Source organism: Neisseria arctica (genome assembly GCF_022870905.1).
Lineage (GTDB): Bacteria > Pseudomonadota > Gammaproteobacteria > Burkholderiales > Neisseriaceae > Neisseria > Neisseria arctica.
In genome coordinates this window covers 875,793-897,241 of sequence record NZ_CP091510.1, presented here as the reverse complement: position 1 = coordinate 897,241, position 21,449 = coordinate 875,793, and the positions used below count along the sequence as shown (strand labels likewise).

Annotated in this window: 15 protein-coding genes; 7 read left to right on the top strand and 8 right to left on the bottom strand. The window is 47.8% G+C overall.

Translation table 11 applies throughout. The annotated features are described in order from the left end of the window. Positions 1-27: 27 nt before the first annotated feature. The 3 genes from LVJ86_RS03970 (at position 28) to LVJ86_RS03965 (ending at position 5,132) form a co-directional block, all read left to right on the top strand. On the top strand, positions 28-828 hold the full coding sequence (locus tag LVJ86_RS03970) for a glycosyltransferase family 2 protein (protein ID WP_047760559.1): 801 nt from the start codon (positions 28-30) through the stop codon (positions 826-828). A 69-nt stretch (positions 829-897) separates the two neighbouring features. After that, positions 898-1,020, top strand: coding sequence for a hypothetical protein (locus LVJ86_RS11050; protein ID WP_268777046.1), 123 nt, complete (start codon positions 898-900; stop codon positions 1,018-1,020). Positions 1,021-1,457: 437 nt separating this feature from the next. Further along, positions 1,458-5,132 carry a nitrate reductase subunit alpha gene (locus tag LVJ86_RS03965; RefSeq protein ID WP_047760560.1) on the top strand — a complete coding sequence of 1,225 codons (3,675 nt, stop codon included), beginning with the start codon at positions 1,458-1,460 and terminating at the stop codon, positions 5,130-5,132. Between the two features lie 107 nt (positions 5,133-5,239). On the opposite strand, the gene LVJ86_RS03960 is transcribed toward LVJ86_RS03965, so the two are convergent. Next, positions 5,240-5,923 (bottom strand): SIR2 family NAD-dependent protein deacylase, encoded by a 684-nt coding sequence (locus LVJ86_RS03960; RefSeq protein WP_047760561.1) that lies wholly within the window; start codon positions 5,921-5,923, stop codon positions 5,240-5,242. 78 nt (positions 5,924-6,001) lie between these two features. Continuing rightward, entirely contained in the window at positions 6,002-6,700 is a 699-nt protein-coding gene (locus tag LVJ86_RS03955; RefSeq protein WP_053008314.1) for a class I SAM-dependent methyltransferase, read from the bottom strand. A 194-nt stretch (positions 6,701-6,894) separates the two neighbouring features. Between LVJ86_RS03955 and LVJ86_RS03950 the strand changes: the two genes are divergently transcribed. Continuing rightward, positions 6,895-8,955, top strand: coding sequence for a LysM peptidoglycan-binding domain-containing protein (locus LVJ86_RS03950; RefSeq protein ID WP_047760562.1), 2,061 nt, complete (start codon positions 6,895-6,897; stop codon positions 8,953-8,955). A 106-nt stretch (positions 8,956-9,061) separates the two neighbouring features. On the opposite strand, the gene LVJ86_RS03945 is transcribed toward LVJ86_RS03950, so the two are convergent. Then, positions 9,062-11,290 carry a DNA internalization-related competence protein ComEC/Rec2 gene (locus tag LVJ86_RS03945; protein WP_047760634.1) on the bottom strand — a complete coding sequence of 743 codons (2,229 nt, stop codon included), beginning with the start codon at positions 11,288-11,290 and terminating at the stop codon, positions 9,062-9,064. A gap of 245 nt (positions 11,291-11,535) precedes the next feature. Between LVJ86_RS03945 and LVJ86_RS03940 the strand changes: the two genes are divergently transcribed. Both LVJ86_RS03940 and dsbD read left to right on the top strand, forming a co-directional pair. Continuing rightward, positions 11,536-11,868 (top strand): rhodanese-like domain-containing protein, encoded by a 333-nt coding sequence (locus LVJ86_RS03940; RefSeq protein WP_235284587.1) that lies wholly within the window; start codon positions 11,536-11,538, stop codon positions 11,866-11,868. A 68-nt stretch (positions 11,869-11,936) separates the two neighbouring features. Continuing rightward, a complete protein-coding gene (gene dsbD / locus LVJ86_RS03935; RefSeq protein WP_047760564.1) occupies positions 11,937-13,724 on the top strand; it encodes a protein-disulfide reductase DsbD in 1,788 nt (595 codons plus the stop codon). Between the two features lie 152 nt (positions 13,725-13,876). Here the strand turns inward: dsbD and galU are convergent, their stop codons facing one another. From galU to msrB, 5 genes are all read right to left on the bottom strand, one after another. Next, positions 13,877-14,749, bottom strand: coding sequence for a UTP--glucose-1-phosphate uridylyltransferase GalU (gene galU, locus LVJ86_RS03930; protein WP_047760565.1), 873 nt, complete (start codon positions 14,747-14,749; stop codon positions 13,877-13,879). Positions 14,750-14,882: 133 nt separating this feature from the next. Beyond that, positions 14,883-17,297 carry an NAD-dependent DNA ligase LigA gene (gene ligA / locus LVJ86_RS03925; protein WP_047760566.1) on the bottom strand — a complete coding sequence of 805 codons (2,415 nt, stop codon included), beginning with the start codon at positions 17,295-17,297 and terminating at the stop codon, positions 14,883-14,885. Positions 17,298-17,578: 281 nt separating this feature from the next. After that, positions 17,579-18,880 carry a cell division protein ZipA C-terminal FtsZ-binding domain-containing protein gene (locus LVJ86_RS03920; RefSeq protein WP_200900165.1) on the bottom strand — a complete coding sequence of 434 codons (1,302 nt, stop codon included), beginning with the start codon at positions 18,878-18,880 and terminating at the stop codon, positions 17,579-17,581. A 325-nt stretch (positions 18,881-19,205) separates the two neighbouring features. Continuing rightward, the gene (gene ampD, locus LVJ86_RS03915; RefSeq protein WP_479687129.1) at positions 19,206-19,766 is read right to left on the bottom strand and encodes a 1,6-anhydro-N-acetylmuramyl-L-alanine amidase AmpD; all 561 of its coding nucleotides are present in this window, start codon (positions 19,764-19,766) and stop codon (positions 19,206-19,208) included. A gap of 107 nt (positions 19,767-19,873) precedes the next feature. Further along, complete coding sequence (gene msrB / locus LVJ86_RS03910) at positions 19,874-20,287, bottom strand: peptide-methionine (R)-S-oxide reductase MsrB (RefSeq protein WP_047760568.1); 414 nt, start codon at positions 20,285-20,287, stop codon at positions 19,874-19,876. A 127-nt stretch (positions 20,288-20,414) separates the two neighbouring features. Here msrB and mltG point away from each other — a divergent pair, with 127 nt between their 5' ends. After that, a complete protein-coding gene (mltG, locus tag LVJ86_RS03905) occupies positions 20,415-21,410 on the top strand; it encodes an endolytic transglycosylase MltG (protein ID WP_047760569.1) in 996 nt (331 codons plus the stop codon). Positions 21,411-21,449 lie beyond the last annotated feature (39 nt).

The following is a 21,449-nucleotide window of genomic DNA, read 5'->3' as shown; positions in this document are numbered from 1 at the left end:
ACCTATCATCCCGCGGATAATATTGCAATGAACACATTTCTTGATGTCATTATTCCCTGTTATAACGCTGCCTCTACCATAACCCGTGCCGCCGAAAGCGCCTTAGCTCAAACACAAGTCCGTTATGTTTGGCTGATAGACGATGCCTCTACCGACACCAGCCGCGATATTATCCGCCAATTGGCCTCTGCCCATCCTCGTATCAAACCTTCGTTCCTGCCTGATAACGGCGGCGTATCGCGGGCGCGCAATTGGGGGATGTTGCAAAGCGATGCAGACTATCTTGCTTTTCTTGATGCCGACGATGCCTATGAAGCCGGTGCGCTCGAAGCCGCCCTTATCGCCCTTACCCAATATGCCGAACTCAGCTTGGTTCGTTTGAAACTCAAACCTGTCGGCTTGCCGGAACGCTATCTCCGACACTGTGGTTTGCCTTCAGCATGGCAGCGGCTGGAAATGACCGTAGGCGGCAACACCGTTTTCCGTAAGAATGCCCTTCTGGCCTGTGGCGGTTTTCCCCAAGACGAAATCTTCAAACGTTTCGGAGGCGAAGATGCGGCATTGGGTATCGCATTAACCCGCAGCAGTGTAGTCGGCACTTTATTTGGTGAAAACGAACCGGGAGTTTTACACTATTGCCGTAAGGGCATGCACGCCGAACGTTTGCTTGATACCGCATTATTCAACCGCAGCCATAGCGAGATCACAAATGACGATTTGGCAGCGGCCGAAGCAGTTACTCAACGTATCTGCAGCCGCCTAAACAGTATCCGCAACAGCTTGCCGCAACAAACCGGTATTATGCCTTTGTTCCCTTCACGCGGCTGATCACGCCTTCGAAATTATGCGTTTTTCCAACGGACTCCCATCAGCCATACTATTTTCCAAGGCGACCATATGAGCCGCCCCAACCGTTTGTCACTCCGGGTAAACGGGGAAAACCGGATTACTGTCAGGGATGAAGCAATCAAAGTAGGCAGCGGTGATTTTTACTTACCCGAACAAACAAAGGCCGTCTGAAACACGGTAATCCAAGAGCCATCACAGGAAAATAAAAACACATCTAAACAAGCTGATACACACTATAAATCTTACCGGTTACTTCCATATTTAAAAGATGCCGTCTGAAATTTTTCAGACGGCATTTCACTTAACCATATACTCCAAATAACAAATTTCCAAAAAAATCCAGCCGCCGTCATTACGCTTGCTTAGTTAGGCACATTTGTTTTCAGGCGGCATGAGTGCCTTCTCCGATCATTAAGCCGAAAGTAGTAGGACGCCTAATCTTTACGGTAGTACCCACCCTATGCCAATGCCGCACGTGCACGCCCTTTCGGGGCATATTTTTTACCACCCCGCTATTTTATATTACACGGCATAGAAATCGGTTTTGATTTGAGAACAGCTTTCAGACGGCACAGCCGTTTAAGAGCGCATCAGCAAGGAATACTTCCATGAGCCACTTTTTAGACAGACTAAAATTCCTCGGCAAAGCACACGAAACCTTTGCCAACGGCCACGGCGCGGTTACGCTCGAAGACCGCAAGTGGGAAAACGCCTACCGCAACCGCTGGGCGCACGATAAAGAAGTACGCTCCACCCACGGCGTGAACTGTACCGGCTCTTGCAGCTGGAAAATCTACGTGAAAAACGGCCTGATCACTTGGGAAGTACAAGCCACCGATTATCCGCGTACACGCCCCGACTTACCCAACCACGAACCGCGCGGCTGCCCGCGCGGCGCATCATACAGTTGGTATGTATATTCCGCCCAACGGGTGAAATTCCCGATGATACGCGGCGTATTGGCCGAAATGTGGCGTAAAGCCCGTAAAACCATGTCACCTACCGAAGCATGGGCTTATATCGTTGAAGATGAAACCCGTGCCAAAGCCTATAAAACCCGCCGCGGCTTGGGCGGATTCGTCCGTGCCGGCTGGGAAGAGGCTAACGAAATCATTGCCGCCGCCAACGCCTATACCGTGAAAAACTACGGTCCGGACCGCGTTATCGGCTTCTCCCCCATTCCTGCCATGTCGATGGTGAGCTATGCATCCGGTTCGCGCTACCTCAGCCTGCTGGGTGGTGTGCCGCTTTCCTTCTACGACTGGTATTGCGACCTTCCGCCTGCCAGCCCGCAAATCTGGGGCGAACAAACCGACGTAGCCGAATCGGCCGACTGGTACAACTCAAACTATCTAATGGTATGGGGTTCGAACGTACCGATGACGCGTACTCCCGACGCCCACTTCTATACCGAAGTACGCTACAAAGGCACCAAAACCGTTGCCGTATCGTCCGACTTCGGCGAAATGGCCAAATTCGGCGACATCTGGCTGGCTCCCAAACAAGGTACCGATGCGGCCTTGGCGATGGCGATGGGTCATGTGATTATGAAAGAATTCCACATTGAAAATCCCTCGCCCTACTTTACCGACTATATCCGCCGCTATACCGATATGCCGATGCTGGTTCGCCTGAAAGAAAACGGTAACGGTTATATACCCGAATATTTCCTGCGGGCTTCAGACATTGACGGCTCACTCGGCGAAACCGACAACACCGAATGGAAAACCTTGGTTTGGGACGAACGGCAAAACAGCCTTAAAGCACCTAACGGCTCTATCGGTTTCCGTTGGGACGGCAGCCGTAAGTGGAACTTGGAAACCCTCGCATCAGGCGAAGAACTTCACGCCGCATTGAGCCTGCAAAACCAAAGCGACGATGTCGTAAAAGTGGGCTTTGCCTATTTCGCCTCTGAAAAAGACGAATTGCTTTACCGTAAAGTACCCGCCAAACGCATCACTTTGGGTAACGGCGAAACCGTACTCGCAGCTACCGTATTCGACCTGATGGCCGCTAACTACGGTATCGAGCGCGGCTTAAACGATGAAAATTGTGCCGCTTCTTACGACGAACTCAAACCTTATACCCCTGCATGGCAGCAAATCCATACCGGCGTACAACCGGAGCTGGTCATCAAAGTAGCGCGCGAGTTTGCCCAAAATGCCCACGATACCGAAGGCCGCAGCATGGTAATCGTCGGCGCCGGCCTCAACCACTGGTACCACATGGATATGACTTACCGCGGCATCATCAATATGCTGATGCTTTGCGGCGCCATCGGCAAATCGGGCGGCGGCTGGTGTCATTATGTCGGCCAGGAAAAATTGCGCCCGCAAAGCGGCTGGGCTCCGCTAGCCTTCGGCCTCGACTGGCACCGTCCTCCACGCCAAATGAACGGCACTTCGTTCTTCTATGCTCATACCAGCCAATGGCGTCATGAAAAAGTCGGCGTAGATGAAATCCTCGCCCCCAATGCCAACGGCGAAATGGCCAAACTGTCGATGATCGATTACAACGCCAAAGCCGAACGCATGGGCTGGCTGCCTTCGGCACCCCAGCTGTCGGCCAACCCGCTCGATATCGCCGACCAAGCCGCGGCCGCTGGAGAAAATCCTGTCGAATATGTCGTTAATGGTCTTAAATCAGGCAGCCTCGACATGGCCTGTAACGACCCTGACAATCCGCAAAATTTCCCGCGCAACCTGTTTGTATGGCGTTCAAACCTGCTCGGCTCCTCATCCAAAGGCCACGAGTATTTCCTGAAATACCTGCTTGGCACGCAAAACGCCGTATTCAGCGAGGAAGCCGACTGTATCACGCCGTCTGAAATTACCGTGCGTCCGGCCGCCGAAGGCAAACTTGATTTGCTGACGGTATTGGATTTCCGTATGTCGACTACCTGCCTTTATGGCGATATCGTTTTACCTACCGCCACTTGGTATGAAAAAGACGATTTGAATACATCCGACATGCACCCCTTCATCCATCCGTTGACCGAAGCGGTTAATCCGTTATGGGAAAGTAAAACCGACTGGGAAATTTATAAAGGCATCGCCAAAAAATTCAGCGAAATCGCTCAAGATTACATCGGTGTACGCAAAGATATCGTACTAACCCCGCTGATGCACGACAGCCCTCAAGAAATGGGCCAGCCTTTCGATCCGAAAGACTGGAAACATGGCGAATGCGATCCGATTCCCGGCAAAACCATGCCGAATATGACGGTAGTGGAGCGTGATTACGGTAAGATTTACGAAAAATTCACCTCTATCGGCCCATTGCTTGAAAAAATAAACAACAACGGTAAAGGCCTGGCTTGGCAAACCGACCATGAAGTCGAGCTGCTGCGCAAACTCAACGGCGTACGCGAAGAAGGTGTCGGCAAAGGACAACCCAAACTCGATACCGCCATCGATGCCGCCGAGATGATTCTGACCCTCGCACCCGAAACCAACGGCCACGTTGCCGTGAAAGCATGGGACGCACTGGGTAAAGCAACCGGACGCGAACACCGCCATCTTGCCGAATCTTCGGAACACACCCAAATCCGCTTCCGTGATGTCGTTGCCCAACCGCGTAAAATTATTTCCTCGCCCATCTGGTCGGGCATCGAAAGTGAGGAAGTCAGCTACAATGCAGGCTACACAAACGTACACGAGCTGATTCCGTGGCGCACTCTCACCGGCCGCCAACAATTCTACCAAGACCATTTGTGGATGCGTTCGTTCGGCGAAAGTTTGTGCGTATACCGCCCGGCCGTCAATTTCAAAACCGTGGAGAAAATGCTTGGCAAACACCAAAACGGCAACCCTGAAATCACGCTGAACTTCCTCACCCCGCACCAAAAATGGGGCATACACAGCACCTACTCCGACAACCTGCGGATGCTGACCCTATTCCGCGGCGGCCCCAACGTTTGGATTAGCGAAGCCGATGCCAAAAAAGCAGGTATTACCGATAACGACTGGGTAGAAATATTCAACGCCAACGGTACCATCACTGCCCGTGCCGTAGTCAGCCAGCGCATACCGGAGACGATGATTCTGATGTACCACGCACAAGAAAAAATCGTCAACGTACCCGGAGCCGAAGTATCGGGCAAACGCGGCGGCATCCATAATTCGGTTACCCGCGCCGTATTGAAACCTACCCATATGATCGGCGGCTACGCCCAATTGGCCTACGGTTTCAACTACTACGGAACGGTAGGTTCCAATCGCGACGAATGGGTAGTCGTCCGTAAAATGAACCGTGTGGACTGGATGGATACCCCTGCCAAATAAACCGTGCATACGTTACTAAAAAGGCCGTCTGAAAATATTTTCAGACGGCCTTTTAAAATCCAATAAAACAATCAAATAATTTCCCGATCTTATAATTTAAAAACAGATCAAATTCTCTGTTTTACAAGATAATCTACCAAAGACGGCAATCCTTCTTTAGCCGTTTTAGCAATAACCTCCACCCTCGCACCTACCTGTTTCGGGTTCGGATCCACTAAATAAATATCCGCATGGGGCGGAGCATATTGCAGTAATGATGCAGCCGGATAAACTTGCAAAGAGGTACCTACTACAATCAGAATATCCGCACCGGCCACCTCTTCCAATGCTTTTTCAAACATAGGCACTTCCTCGCCAAACCAAACAATATGCGGGCGCATCAAACAACCTTCAGCATCCGTATCTTCCAAGGACTGATCCCCTTGCCATACCACAATATCGTGTTCATCACGCGTACTGCGGATTTTATTCAGCTCCCCGTGTAAATGCAGCACATTACTGCTACCTGCGCGCTCATGTAAATCATCAACATTTTGGGTAATAATCCGAACATCAAAATATTCTTCCAAGGCTACAAGTGCATAATGGCCTTCGTTAGGCAAGGCCTCCGCCGCTTGCCGGCGGCGCTGGTTATAAAAATCCAATACCAATTGCGGATTTTTAGCAAAAGCCTCAGGTGTTGCCACGTCTTCTACACGGTGCCCTTCCCACAAACCACCCGCATCACGAAACGTTTTCAAACCACTATCCGCACTTATCCCTGCTCCGCTTAAGACTACACATTTTTTCATCATATCCTCCGCTACCCAGTATCCGCACCTATCTCCCTCATAAAAGTACAAGGAAGCAAAAATTTTATTTGGTAACGCTCATTCGGAAATTTTTACAGGCAACGAAACATTAGCCAACCCTAAAGCCATTTCCCCTTTTACACCTGCTTTATACTCATATTCGGGTAAAGGTTTGACTCCGGCTACACGCTTCACCAAAACCAGTCCGTAAACCGCTGCGCCATGCGGCCACCAGCGGTCGCCCGCCGCCTCCATAAATCGGCAGATACCCAGCAACCTTTTGTTTTCAAAAGGAGGCACATAAACCATAAAACTACCGCTTTGAATCGAAAAACCTACCGCCCGCACCTTCTTTTTCAACACGGGCAAAGGCAAACATTTGCTTCTTTGCGGTAACCGCTTACCATCAAACAGACGGCTGAAGCGCCATAAAGAATTCGGGTTAAACCCGGTTAGCACCAACATACCCTCAGGCTTCAATATGCGGTAGGCTTCAGCCAAAGCCCGGGAAGGATCCGAACAATTCTCCAACACATGCGGCATCAACAAAACATCTACGCTCCGGCAGGCCAAAGCGGCTGCCTCGGATTTCATATATATATCACGTCCGACATACAATACTTCTTTTCCCGGCCACAAACGCCAATCCGGCAACCCCAGCTGCACCTGCACACCGCCATATACGCCATCCAACGCACGCTCATAAAAAGCTTCTTCTTTTTTTACGCTATAACGCCCTAACTGCGTATCCGCCAACCAAACCGATAATCCGTTCATCATCATCCGTATATCCGTTACCAATACCGGCCTGCGGTTCTCTAAACCTAGTTAAGACAGCCGAAGCCTTTCAGCATAAACAACAAGTTGCTATATTATCAAGAAAAAAATTTAACATTACCAAAGCTTGACGGCATAAAGCCCGAACAGTTACCATTCCAAGATTGACTTACAAGCTAAATAAATTCAAGACTATGGCTAAACTAAAAACAATCGCTTTCGCAGTTACCGGTATCTCAGCCTTCTCTATGGCGTCACTTGGCCAAGCAGCCACGCCCAATCAAACCGGTATGGCGATGATGCGTCTAAACGCCTCACTTCTTGAAACCGGCAACACAACCCAATTTGCCGGAGGCAGCCTTTGGAACGCGTTGCGCAAAGACTTCAGAATGGCAGAGGTAAATCCCGAATTAGTACGCCGTCATGAAAACAGCTTTGTCAGAAATAGTGCTTATTTCGACCGCACAATCAACCGAAGCAAACCTTATATGTACCATATTGCAAATGAAGTAAAAAAACGCAATATGCCGTCTGAAATCGCATTACTTCCCTTTATTGAAAGCGCATTCGTTACCAAAGCCCGTTCCCACGTCGGTGCTTCGGGCTTATGGCAGTTTATGCCTGCTACCGGTCGCCATTACGGCTTGGAACGCACTGCACTTTACGATGGCCGGCACGATGTTTATGCAGCAACCGATGCCGCCCTCACCTATCTCCAATACCTGCACGGGCTTTTTGGTGATTGGTCATTGGCTCTGGCCGCTTACAACTGGGGAGAAGGCAATGTAGGCCGCGCCGTTAACCGTGCCCGTGCCCAAGGGTTAGAGCCGACTTACGAAAATCTGCGCATGCCCAACGAAACGCGTAATTATGTACCGAAACTTTTGGCTGTTCGCAATTTAGTCAGCAACCCTGAAGGCTTCGGCCTTAATCTCAGCGATATCGACAATAAACCCCACTTCAAAGCCGTCAGCATTGACCAACCCATTGACAATGCTGCTATTGCACGCTTAGCAGGAATCAGCGAAAGCGAATTTTTAGCACTTAATCCCGGCTTTAATGTTCCCGTATTCGTACCTAAAGCCAACCGAAAACTCTTATTGCCTGTAAAAGCAGCCGGAAATTTTGAGAAAAACCTGCGTAAAGCCAATCCCGATACTCTGCTTTCATGGGATGTATACACTGCTTACGGCAATACCAGCCTTTCAAGCATCGCAGCGGAAACCGGTATGAGTGTCGCTGATATCAAGCGCCTAAATAGCATGAGCGGAAACAGCATTAGCTCGGGCCGAAGCATCCTGGTTGCCAAAAACAGCTTGAACAACGGTGCAAATAAAGCCTATACGAATTTTGCCGGTTTAGATACCGATAATACGCCGGATACTTATATTTCGGATGTGCCTGCCATCCAAACCGTTGCGGCCACTCCCCGTCCGGTTGTTCAAAATATAGCAGTAGCATCACAACAACCGGCACAAGCCGACTTTACCCGGCGAACAGCAGCTCCGGTAACCATAGCAGCAGCTCCTCCGGTACAAATTAATAGCAGCACAACTACTACTGCCTCTGCCATGCCCAAGCGTGTTTCCACTTCTCAATCAGCCGTCAACGTAAACAATACCAACACTACAACAGCAGTCGCATTAAATGAACCTTTGCCGTTGCCTACCCAACAACCGCTGAACGAACCTGCTGCTGATAACTTAGCTTCGGCAGCACCCGAAGCATTTACCTTGTCGGAACAAGAAGATCCACTATTGGCTTTAGCCCAAGCCTCAAGTATGCGTGTTAATGCAGCCGATGCCGTACGTAATGCTGTTGCGGAAGTAGAAGCGCGGGAAGCAGCCGAACGTGCCCGTGCCGCACAACTTGCAGAAGCTCGAGCCAAACAACAACAGCGTACCGAAGCACGCTTAGCCCGAGCCAACAGTCAACCCCAGAACACAGGTACCCATCAAGTGGCAGCGGGTGATACCCTATACAGTATTTCCCAACGATACAACTTAAGCGTTGCCGACTTAGTTACCGCCAATAATATCAAAGGTAACAATATCCGTGTGGGCCAAACATTAAAAGTAACGGCAGTAGCTCAGCGCAACGCTGCCGTACGTAATGTTTCCTACACTGTACGCAAAGGTGATACATTAAATACCATCGCCAACCGCTTCAATGTGGATGTAAACGATATCCGCCGTTGGAATCGAAATACCCGCACCATCACTCCTGGTCAACGTTTAACACTCATAGGCAGCTAAAAAATTACGGTAATAACTTGAAAGCCAAGTATTGCAATATTCGTTTTTACTTATACAAATAAATTTTTAAAAGCCGTCTGAAAATTTTCAGACGGCTTTTTGTCTATTATTCAAAAGGCTTTTTCTGCCAATAAGGTTTCCAAATCTTCAGACGGCCTTGCCTGATACCCTCATTATCCAGCTCAAACCATAAACCACCCGATAAATCGGTACGCAACAGACGGGCGTCATGTGCCCTAATCCTATTGCGGACAGCCTTGCTAGGATGTTGGTAAGGATTGGCATAACCACTTGAAGCCACTGCATAAACAGGAGAAACAACATTCAGAAACGTACCCGAAGATGATGAGTTACTACCGTGATGCCCCAATAATAAAACTTGGCTATACAAGCTTTTTCCATAATGATTTACCAATGCCTGCTCACCTGCCTGACTTAAATCTCCCGTCAGCAACAATGCTTGATGACCAACCAACACACGCAAAATACAGCTTTGGTCGTTATCATGCTCCTTGCCGGACATCGCCGCCGCTCTCAAGAATTCAAACCGTACTCCGTCCCATTGCCAAGCTTGTTCCTCGCAATGTCGGACATTCGGATAAAATTCGGGCTGTCCCGCCCAAACAACATCAGGTTGTTTAGCTTTAGCCAATATCGTAAAACCACCATCATGATCCACATCATGATGAGACAATACCAATCCATCCAAACGCTTTACCCCAGCCGCATTCAAGCTTGGCACTACTGCCATATTGGCTGCCGCTTCCGTACCCGTATCGAACAACAAGCTATGATTGCGGGTTTGCAACAATACGGATAATCCTTGCCCGACATCCCATACGGTCGCTTTCAGATGCTCTTTCTCCAACATGGGCGGCTTATAAACGAGGAAACCTAACAATACGATCAAAGCAAAAGGTTTCAGCCCCAATCCGCGCGGCAACAATACCAATCCTGCCGCTATAACAGCCAATACGACTAAGGGCCACGGAGCGGCAGCAATCGTATATTCAGGCGCATATTCAGCGAGCTTTGCCAATACCTGCAGGGTATACTCGCCTGCCGCAGCCGCCAGCCATTGCAACGGCGGCCAAGGTAACAAAGAAGCCAACAAGGCCAAAGGCACCAAAATCCATGAAAACCAAGGAATTGCTACAGCATTCACCAAGGGGCTGATAATAGGCACAGAAGAAAACAAAACGCCTAAAACGATTACTGATAATACAGTCACAGCCAATTGGCCATCCACAGCCAACCGCCAACCGGAAATATATTTACGGTTGCGCCCGAACGATATCCACAGTAAGGCAGCTACCAAACCGAAAGAGAGCCAAAAACCGTTATCTAATACAGCCGAAGGTTCAATCAGCAAAACCATTGCCAAAGCCTGCCACCAGCCCTGCCACACCGAACAGCCGCTACCCCGCCACCACGCCCATGCAAAAGCGAACAACATCAATATACTGCGTTGGGTAGGAATAGAGAATCCCGCCAAAGCTGCGTATGCCAAACCCGTAGACACTCCGGCAGCGAGTATCCATGCTTTAGGTCTGGCAGGCGTATAAGGCAAAATGTATAGTAACTTTTTTAACAGCCAACCCGCCCAAAACGCCACCATACCCACATGCAAGCCCGAAATACTGACCAGATGGCTTAACCCCAGCGGCCTGAATACCTGCCAGAGCCTAATACTTAATGCCCCTTGTTCTCCGATACCCAAAGCCCGCATCAGCGCCCTGCCGTCTGAAAACACCATCGAATGGCTGTCGCCTTGCCAATTCAAACTAATGGCTTCACGAAGTTTTTGTATGGGTATACTTGCACTTTGCCCCAAGCTTTCCCGCCACTTGCCTACTGTTCCTATGCCGTTGATACGGTTTGCCAATGCCCACGCTTCACGATTAAACCCTACCGTATTTACCTCTCCTATTGGCGGCCGGACTCTTGCATTAATCAGCCAACGGCTACCGACCGGCCAATCCCTCAACTGATAATCAGACAATTGCAAACGGTAGCTGCGGCCTTTTTCATCTATTGCCTCCACCCGCAAACGTACCCTGTTTTCATCCTTCTGAGGCAAATCGGTTACTGTAACGGATAATCGCACCTGCTGCGCCTCCAACGGCCACTGTGCGGACAAACTGTTCTGGGTTCTCCATACCCCGTAAGCTATACCCGATACAAAAAACAACGGTAGCAATAACTTAGGAAATTGCCAAACCATTGCGAATAGCAGTAACACCATAACCAATATCAACCATGCCTCAGCCGTTGGCAAAGCAAATGAAACCACTACACCGGTTACCCAAAAGGGTAATATTTTGCCGAACACCAGCACCCCTTAAATTAATATTTATATTAATAGTATCCTACATTATATTTTATCTATTTGTAATATTACATATACATAAATGAATCGTAAGCCATAGGCAAAACCAATCATTTATCCGTAATAATTGATTAAATACTGTCGTACCGGCATCCAATGCCGTCTGAACAGGGTATAATCCGCCCAATCAAACTATTTATTTCGGCGGATTGATGGTTTCAAAACAGCCCGGCATACTAATTACGGCAATAATGGTAGCTCTAACAACTGCCTCCGTACCTCACACAACCTCGGCATCCGAACTCAAAAGCACTGACGGTATTTGGATTGACGTACGGACGCCGCAAGAATTTGATAAAGGCCATCTGCAAAGTGCCATAAATATTCCGGTTGAGCATATTGGTGCACAAATCGCTACTGTCAGCACAAATAAAGATATGCAAATCAATCTGTATTGCCGCAGCGGTCGCCGTGCCGAAACGGCTCGCAAAATACTCCGGCAACTCGGCTATACCCGCATAACCAATCACGGCGGTTATACGGATTTACTTGGATCGGGCAATTATCCGTCTTCAAAAAATTAAAATATATGCCAAGCCGTCTGAAAACCTATGACTAATCCATAAACGGTTTGAAACCCTTAAACACGATTATGAAAAAATTCTTTTACGCTCTGCTTTCCTTATTTGCATTGGTCCAAACGGCATGGGGGATAGATGCATCCAAACTATTACCACCCGAACAGGCATTCATTCCCCAAGTTATCGCAACCAAACAAGGAATCAATGTGCAATTTTCAATTGCAAACGGCTATTATCTGTATCAATCTAAAATCACTGCCGATACCTCTCCTGCCGGCTTTTTGAACAGCCCGCAATACAGCCGCGGAGAAATTAAAGAAGACGAATTTTTCGGAAAACAAACGGTTTATCATCAGGCGGCACAAATTAACTGGCCATACAACCGTACACCGCAACCTTATATCCTCACCCTCAGCTACCAAGGCTGTGCCGATGCGGGGGTTTGCTATCCGCCGGTTGAAACCACTTTTAATATCGGCAGCGAGGGAATTTACCAACCCGAAGCACTACCATCAAACCGTGTAGACCGTTTCCTTGCCCCTTCCGATAACGCGCCCGCAAGCTCTCCTAGCCGAAGCAATAGCCGGTTTACCTTATCGTGGGATACTCTGAATGCCAATTTATTGGCATTTTTTCTGGCCGGTTTGGGGCTAAGTTTTACAGCCTGTATGTATCCCCTGATTCCGATTGTTTCCAGTATCGTAGTCGGTGATAAATCCGCTTCCAAACAACGCGCTTTTACTTTGTCGTTCATATATGTACAGGGCTTGGCGCTCACCTATACATTGGTTGGTGTCTTCGCAGGACTTACAGGTGCGTTGCTAACCGTATGGTTGCAGCAACCTTGGGTGGTATTGGCCGCATCAGTATTAATGGTCATACTGGCCTTAGGAATGTTTGGTGTATTCAGTATCCAACTGCCGTCATCATTACAAAGTTATTTCCAACAGCAAAGCAGCCGCCTATCCGGTGGCAAGGTAGCATCTGTATTCGTGATGGGTATGCTCTCAGCACTGATCGTCGGTCCTTGTGTTGCTCCACCGCTGGCATTCGCACTCGGCTATATCGGGCAAACCGGAGATGCAGCCCTTGGCGGCTTAGCGCTTTATACGTTGGCCATCGGCACCGGCATACCGCTAATCCTTATCGGTACTTTCGGCGGTCATATTCTGCCTAAAGCCGGCACTTGGATGAACGGCATCAAATACGCATTCGGCTTTATCCTGCTCGGCGTTGCCGTCTATTTGGCTACTCCTTACCTGCCTTATTCCGTTGTAGCAACACTTTATACATTGCTAATGATCATTCCCGCCGGATTAATGCTGGCAAAATTACCGAAATTAACAGGCCGTCTGAAATCTTTCAGTCTGATAGCGGGTATCGTCTTGTTGGCCGGGGGATCTTGGTTCGGCTATCAAAGCATTAACCGACAAAGTACCGCTCTGCATCATTTTCTTACGCTGAATCCTACTACCTCTACGGGCAATCATACTTATGGACATGTATTTACGGATGTCGGCGAACTCAAAGCAGCCATGCAAAGGGCTTTGGATACTAATTCTAATGCTCCCGTATTACTGGATTTCTATGCCGAATGGTGTATTTCATGCAAAGAAATGGCAGCCTACACCCTTAATCAGACAGAAGTCACCGAAGCCGTAGATATGAACCGTTTCTTTACGATAGACGTAACGGCAAATACGCCGGAACACCAAGCCCTACTTAAAGAATACGGCCTATTCGGCCCTCCGGGAATTTTTATTATTCGTGCGGACGGCAGTCGTAGCGAAGCTTTGCTGGGTTTCGTCAAGCCCGCCGCATTTATCGATTGGTATCAAACCCATCGGGAAGCACCATAAACACCCATATCAAAACAAAATCAATAAAAAACGGATTCCAAACTAAAATGGAATCCGTTTTTTATTGGCTTAAATCTTATCTGTTTACTAATTTTTCAGACGGCCTTGACCCGGAGAAGCAATACAATCATCTAAAACCATCTGCCGTCGATTTAAGCTTTTTCTGCGTAATGCTTCAGCAGCTTACTAAACTCAGCACCCGTTTCAGGATGCTTCAAACCATAAGCGAGGGTAGCTTCCAAATAGCCGATTTTACTGCCGCAATCATAACGTGTACCGTCAAAAGCATGCGCCAACACAAATTCATGATCCAACAAACGGGAAATACCGTCGGTCAGCTGGATTTCATTACCCGCTCCACGGGGCAGATTAGTCAGCAAATCAAAAATACGCGGCGTTAAAATATAGCGCCCCACTACAGCCAAGTTGGAGGGAGCTTCTTCGGGTTTAGGTTTTTCAACAATATTGGTAATGCGCTGATAGCTTTTTAATTGCTCTACTTCAACGATACCGTAAGAACCTGTTTGGGAAGGTTCGACAGTCTCTACGCCCAATACACTGTTACCGGTTTGGTTATATACTTCCACCATTTGTTTCAAAGCCCCTTTGGGCGCATCAATCAAATCATCTGCCAATACAACTGCAAATGGTTCGTCATTTACCGCAGCATGCGCGCACAGTACCGCATGTCCCAGCCCCAAAGCTTCAGCCTGGCGGATATACAAACAAGTAACATTGGAAGGCAGGATATTTTGCACATAGCTCAATAATTTTTCCTTATTGCGCATTTCCAATTCGGTTTCCAGCTCATAAGCTTTGTCAAAATGGTCTTCAATACTGCGCTTATTACGGCCGGTGATAAAAATCATTTCGGTACAACCGGCCTCTAATGCTTCCTCAACTGCATACTGAATCAAAGGTTTGTCTACAATCGGCAGCATTTCTTTCGGGCTAGCCTTAGTTGCCGGCAAAAAGCGGGTTCCCATACCTGCCACAGGGAATACGGCTTTTTTAATAGGTTTCATTTTGTTTCTCCCAAAAATTAAAAATGTAAAAATACACTGAAAATATTTTCATATTTAAAACGACAACCGAACAACATATCTTCTATATATTATCTGTTGCCATTAATACTAAGAAAGCAGTCATGCTTCCACATTAACTTTGCAATAGCGCCAATAGCCCGCCCTCGTCCAATACCGCTATGCCTAGACTCCGGGCTTTTTCCAATTTACTGCCGGCTGCCTCACCTGCAACCACATAATCGGTTTTTTTCGATACACTACCCGATACTTTACCACCAGCCGCTTCGATCATGGCCTGAGCCTCATCACGTTTCAGATTCGACAATGTACCTGTCAACACAAAAGTTTTGCCAACAACTTTATCGCTTAGGCCGTCTGAAACCATTTGCTGGCCGCCTTCAGACAAAATTTCTGTTAAAAAATTCTGTATTTGCTCTAATAATACTTTATTTTTAAGTTGGCTGCGCCATTGCTGCCATTCGATCGGCAAAGCCTTATCGTGCAACAATCCTTCTACACTACAGCCTGCCAAATCCCACAATGCCGCTGCCCGAGTTTCGCTTAATTTAAAATCAGGCAGCCTTGCCAACCAACGTTGCGGAGCTGCATATTCCGCCGGATTTAAAACAACCGGCTGGCTTTTCGGTAATACGCCAACAGCCAACAAATCATCCAGCATTGTATTTTGTTCGGGGCTGGCAAAAAACTGTGCTACCGAATGCGCCACCACACCGCCGATATCCGGCAAACAGGCCAATAACGGCTCGGGGGCGCGGCGTACACGCTCTAAAGAACCGAATGCCTGAGCCAACACTTTGGCAGTTCTTTCGCCAACATGACGGATGCCCAAAGCAAATAAAAATCTTGCCAAATCAGGTGTTTTACTAGTCTCGATACCGGCCAAGATATTTTCCGCCCACTTGGTAGGCGAAGATTTTTTCTGAGCCTCTGTTTTTACCGTATCCGTTTCCTCAACGGTACCGTTTTCCTTCATTCGCTGTAGTATCGGAACATTCAAACGATAGATGTCGGCAAAATGACGCACTAAATCTTGCGCTACCAAAGCTTCAATCTGTTTTTGCCCCAACCCCTCGATATCCATAGCTTTTCTCGAGGCAAAATGAATCAATCCTTGTGCACGCTGTGCCTGGCATAACATTCCGCCGCTGCAGCGTGCTACTGCTTCGCCTTCTTCCCGCTCGATGCCGCTTCCGCAAATCGGACAGGATGCCGGCAAACTATAAGGAGGATATTTAGGTACCTGCCCGACAGTATTATCCTTCTCGCCAAACAAATCCGGTTGGCCTCCCGCATCTACCGATTGCACAATCATCGGCCGCCGCTCCGGCACAATACGTACGACCTCCGGAATCACGTCCCCTGCACGGCGCACCACAACAGTATCACCTTCACGTACATCTTTACGGCGCGCTTCTCCCTCGTTATGCAATGTAGCATTAGTAACGGTTACCCCTCCGACAAATACAGGTTTTAGCCGCGCCACAGGTGTAACAGCACCGGTACGCCCCACCTGAACATCAATCGCTTCAACCACCGTTAATGCTTCTTCCGCCGGAAATTTATGTGCAATTGCCCAGCGTGGAGCACGGGATATATATCCAAGCATATCCTGCTGTGCCAGTGAATTGACTTTTACCACCATCCCGTCAATTTCATACGGTAATTCAGCCCTACGGGCAGATACGGTCTCATAAAATGCCAGCACCGAACCAATATTGTCAAAACAACCGAAATTTCCATGAGGCAGACTGAAGCCCAATGTGCTTAAATATGCCAATTCTTTACTATGCTCGCTACAAGTATTGCCTCCCTCGATACGGGCAATACCGTAGGCAAAAAAATGTAAGCGGCGACGGGCTGTAATACGTGAGTCCAGCTGTCGCAAACTCCCGGCTGCCGCATTACGCGGATTGGCAAATATTTTCTGCCCTTCCGCCTCTTGCTTGGCATTTAAAGCAGCAAAATCAGCCTTTAACATCAATACTTCACCGCGTACTTCAATCATTTCAGGTACGTTACTACCTTGCAAGCGCAACGGTACATTGCTGATTGTTCGTACATTTTGAGTTACATCCTCACCGGTCGAACCATCCCCCCGTGTTGCGGCTTGTACCAACACACCGTTTTGATACAACAGGCTAACTGCCAAGCCGTCAAATTTCGGCTCAATGACATATTCATATTCCACTCCACTCAAACCGCTCTTTATGCGCTCGTCAAAAGCCAGCATCTCGGTGTGATCAAATACACCATTTTCATCTTGCGGGGAAAAAGCATTATTTAAGGAAAGCATAGGCACTGTATGCACAACACTATCAAATCCCGCCAACGGCTGCCCGCCTACCCGCTGGGTGGGGCTATCCTTCTCTCGGTATTGAGGATATTCAGCCTCTAAAGCTTGTAATTCCCGAAAAAGTTTATCGTACTCGGCATCAGGTACACTGGGCGTATCCAATGTATAGTATTCGTAAGCATAACGATTAAGTAGTTCGGTGAGGGAGCGGATGCGTTGAACTGGATTTTCCATAATAACAATGCCATCTGAAAGCTGAACAAAGTTTTCAGACGGCATTGTTATCTAACCGACTGAAACCGTTATAAATAAAAATCAAATATCTGATACGACTACCGTATTCACAGTATCCGAACAAACAATGATTTTAAATAAGGCTTAAGATAACCCGGCAGCATCCTCAAGATTAATGGCTGACATGAATATTCGGGATATCTAGACTTAAGCCGGATATACAGATACAAAGCGGGTGCACTAAAAATGATGCACCCGCTTCTTGAAAAACTATTTAACCGTTAAGAAAACAAGCGTTGTGCCAAATCACTACCCGGCTCTATGCCTACTTTCTGCATTTCATCTTGCCGCGCCAATACATAATTGCGGACTTCTTTCAACCATTGGGTAGAAAGCTCTTCCAAACGGTCGTTTACCAAATCCAAGCTTAAATTGCTGGAAAGTTTAACCGCCAAATCCATGAAGCGGTTGAACTGTTTTTCTCCTGCCGGCACATGCGGAATATCAAACAGCATGCTGAAACCGCGATAAGCTTGGCTGGATAAGAGGCTTGCGGTAAATGCCGAATTATCTAAGTTGGTGATTGTAAACAGAGGTTCGCCCTGTTCGCTGCAAAGATGGAAAGCTCCGTCGGCCCCTAATTCGAATCCTAAGCCCTCTACAGCCGCCCGCAATTCCGTACCGCTCACGGTGCCTCGCGATACCAAATGCATAGCAATCGTATTATCAACACGGGCACATAACTCATCCAGGGGGCGGGCTACGTTTAAGAAAGCATCCACATCGGTCAACATCAAACCGCCGTTCATTTTCTCTGCAAAACTATTAGCCTGCTCGCCAAAATGTTCCAAATCCTGTACGGTAGCCAAGCCATTGCGACTGATTGCCTGCAAACCGATAACAAAACCTTGATAATAAACGCTCGGAATCGGTTCTGCGATTTGGAAACGGTCATCCATAGTACAACCGGCAATTTGGAAACGGTGGCGGTTGGAAAGGCGGGGAATCGCATGGAGTTCCTGCGGTTCGCTTAAAGAAATATAAGCCATATAATCGAAGCGCGGGTCAAACCAAGGCAATTGCAGCTTGGTCAGATCATTTAAATCAAGCAGCATTTTTTTCTTGCCGTACAACTTGGTTTGAGAAGGCTGCGGTGCAGCTACTTTTTCAAATGCGAACGCCTCACGGCTTTTCTCTTCTTCTGCCGCCAATACAGGCTCGGCATATGTTTGCGGTTCAACATCGAAGTCATCTTGTATTTCGATTTCCACATCCGGCTTGGATGCTGCCGCCTTGCTCACTTTAGCAGTAAACAAATCGTCTTCCACCGCTGCCTTTACCGATGGTTTGGATGCGGGAATTTCTGCCTCGGACAAATCTTTTTTGCGCGGCGCACGCAAAGGTGTATTTTGAACACCTCCTTGCTTACCATCACGTACCGATGCAGGCTTGCTGCCCAAAAGCGCATCTTGGTCGGCATGGCCAAATTGCTCGCGCACTTGTTGGCGGTATTTGTTTTCCTGATACATGTTGTAAATAATCAAGCCGAGAATCACGGCTGCACATAAAACCAGAATAATCAGGGTAGTATCATTCATAAATTCAAGCCTGTTTTTTTATATATTGAAAAGGCACCTAAAACGCTGTGCCATGCTTTTTTCGGCAACCCGCCCAAGTAGAAAATCTGCCTTGTCTGTTATTTTAAGACGTATCGTTAACCGAAACGCCGCTTAAAACCGTTTAAAACCAAATGCTATTTAAATTTAAAAGCAGTGTTTATATAGCGAGGTATCTTAAAATTACCGATACCGTTTTTTCAGACGGCATTTTGCCAATCTTCAAACGCTTTTTATGTCATTTACGCGCAATTATAACGAAAATTTAACCTATCTGACAGCATTTAGGCGTTTAACGTACAACGTTTAGTCCCCAATGGCCTACACGCTCCCAATCGAAAAAATGCCCGGGATCGGTTTTTCTGTCTGGTGCGATATCCTGATGTCCTGTAACCGCCTCAATCGGATAAGCAGATGCAAGGGCTCGCAGCAGCTTACCCAAACATTGATACTGGGCTTCGGAAAAAGGTTCAAAGTCACAACCTTCCAATTCGATACCGATTGAAAAAGCATTGCATTTTTCACGCCCTTGAAATGAAGAAATACCGGCGTGATAGGCCATATCGTCACATGAAACAAATTGTACCGCCTCACCCTGCCTTGTAATTAAAAAATGGCTTGATACCCTCAATTCGGTAAGAACACTGAAAAAAGGATGGGCATGCGGATCAATACTATTGGTAAACAATTGCTCTACTGCACCATTGCCGTATTCGAAAGGTGGTAATGAAATATTATGCAACACCACCAACGAAACTTTTTCGCCACTTTCACGCTTGCCGAAATTCGGCGAATCAACCCGGCGGGCGTGCAGCCACCAACCCTGTCGCCAATTTTCCGTATTCATAATCATTATTTGACTTTCAGACGGCCTGCTCAATATCGTTTGTATATTATTCAAAATAAAAAGAGAAAATACAGCCGAATCCCTCTTTTCTATTTAACTCAACATGTAATAATTTATTTCTCCGCTTCCGTATCAGAACGGGCTTTGAACGCCATCGCCAACGAATTGATACAGTAACGTTCACCCGTAGGCGGAGGTCCGTCCGGAAACACATGCCCCAGATGTGCTTCGCACCTGCTGCAACGTACTTCCTCTCGTACCATACCATGGCTTAAATCGCGCACACGGTAAGTGCTGCCTATTTCCGCCTCATCAAAAAAAGCCGGCCAGCCACAATGGCTGTCAAACTTTTGCTGTGATTTAAACAAAAGCGCTCCGCAACAGGCGCAATAGTAATCACCATGTTCATAAAAATCATTATAAAGTCCGCTGAAAGGGCGCTCCGTGCCCGCTTCACGAGTCACATAATAAACCTCAGGTGAAAGCTCCGCACGCCACTCTTCATTACTTTTCCTGACCTTATCCACGCTTTACCTCCTCAGCCGGCCACTGTAATTTATCAAGAATACTTTATCTGAGCATAGCACAGTCTGCATTTCAGCTTTATACTGTCGCCAAATTTTTCACGAAAATAATCCGAACAAATATCCTACCATGTTGAAAAAAGCATTTAAATGGCTACTGGGCCTGTTTATTTTATGTACGTTGGTTTTTGCGGGACTTCTCTTTGTTCCCAAAAGCAACGAGCAAATTTACCGTATGCGCGTTGAAAAAGGGCAAGGTATTTCAGCCGTAAGCCGAAAATTGGCAGATGAAAATATTGTTTATAACCGCCATGTCATGCTAGTCGCGGCCTACCTCACGGGCGTGCACAACCAACTACACAGCGGCACCTACCGTTTGCCTAAGCAAATTTCCGCATGGCAGATTCTGCAACGCCTGCGTGACGGCCACCCTGATACCATTACCATCCGCATTACCGAGGGCATGCGTTTTTCACAAATGCGCAACATCATCAACAATACCGCTGACCTCAAACACGATACCCAAGGCTGGAGTGATGAAAAACTATTAAAAGAAATCGATCCCTCTCCTCTAAGCAATAATCCCGAAGGGTTATTTTTTCCCGACAGCTATGAAATAGATGCAGAAAGCAGCGATTTGCAAATCTACCGTCTTGCTTACCGTACCATGCAGCGCCATTTGCAAGCCGCATGGGATGAGCGCCAAAGCGGCCTGCCATATAAAAACCCTTACGATCTCTTGATTATGGCCAGCCTGATTGAAAAAGAAACCGGCCATGAAGCCGACCGACGCCATGTATCGGCCGTATTTGTCAACCGCCTCAATATCGGTATGCGTCTGCAAACCGATCCGGCTGTTATCTACGGCATGGGCAGCCGCTATAATGGCCGTATCCGTAAAGCGGATCTGCAGCGTGATACCCCCTACAATACCTATACACGCGCCGGACTCACCCCCACTCCGATCGCCTTACCCGGAAAAGCAGCCCTAGAAGCTGCCGCCCACCCCTCTCCCGAAAAATACCTCTACTTCGTCTCACGCATGGATGGTACGGGGCTTAGCCAGTTTAGCCATAATCTGGATGAACACAATGCCGCGGTACGCAAATATATTTTGAAAAAATAATACCCACAGCAATAAAAAAGAGGCCGTCTGAAAATTGGT

Bases quoted from the DNA above. Each gene is read 5' to 3' on its own strand.
- LVJ86_RS03970 (WP_047760559.1), top strand. From the start codon at position 28: ATGAACACATTTCTTGATGTCATTATTCCCTGTTATAACGCTGCCTCT.
- LVJ86_RS11050 (WP_268777046.1), top strand. From the start codon at position 898: ATGAGCCGCCCCAACCGTTTGTCACTCCGGGTAAACGGGGAAAACCGG.
- LVJ86_RS03965 (WP_047760560.1), top strand. From the start codon at position 1,458: ATGAGCCACTTTTTAGACAGACTAAAATTCCTCGGCAAAGCACACGAA.
- LVJ86_RS03960 (WP_047760561.1), bottom strand. From the start codon at position 5,923: ATGAAAAAATGTGTAGTCTTAAGCGGAGCAGGGATAAGTGCGGATAGT.
- LVJ86_RS03955 (WP_053008314.1), bottom strand. From the start codon at position 6,700: ATGAACGGATTATCGGTTTGGTTGGCGGATACGCAGTTAGGGCGTTAT.
- LVJ86_RS03950 (WP_047760562.1), top strand. From the start codon at position 6,895: ATGGCTAAACTAAAAACAATCGCTTTCGCAGTTACCGGTATCTCAGCC.
- LVJ86_RS03940 (WP_235284587.1), top strand. From the start codon at position 11,536: ATGGTAGCTCTAACAACTGCCTCCGTACCTCACACAACCTCGGCATCC.
- dsbD (WP_047760564.1), top strand. From the start codon at position 11,937: ATGAAAAAATTCTTTTACGCTCTGCTTTCCTTATTTGCATTGGTCCAA.
- galU (WP_047760565.1), bottom strand. From the start codon at position 14,749: ATGAAACCTATTAAAAAAGCCGTATTCCCTGTGGCAGGTATGGGAACC.
- ligA (WP_047760566.1), bottom strand. From the start codon at position 17,297: ATGGAAAATCCAGTTCAACGCATCCGCTCCCTCACCGAACTACTTAAT.
- ampD (WP_479687129.1), bottom strand. From the start codon at position 19,766: ATGATTATGAATACGGAAAATTGGCGACAGGGTTGGTGGCTGCACGCC.
- mltG (WP_047760569.1), top strand. From the start codon at position 20,415: ATGTTGAAAAAAGCATTTAAATGGCTACTGGGCCTGTTTATTTTATGT.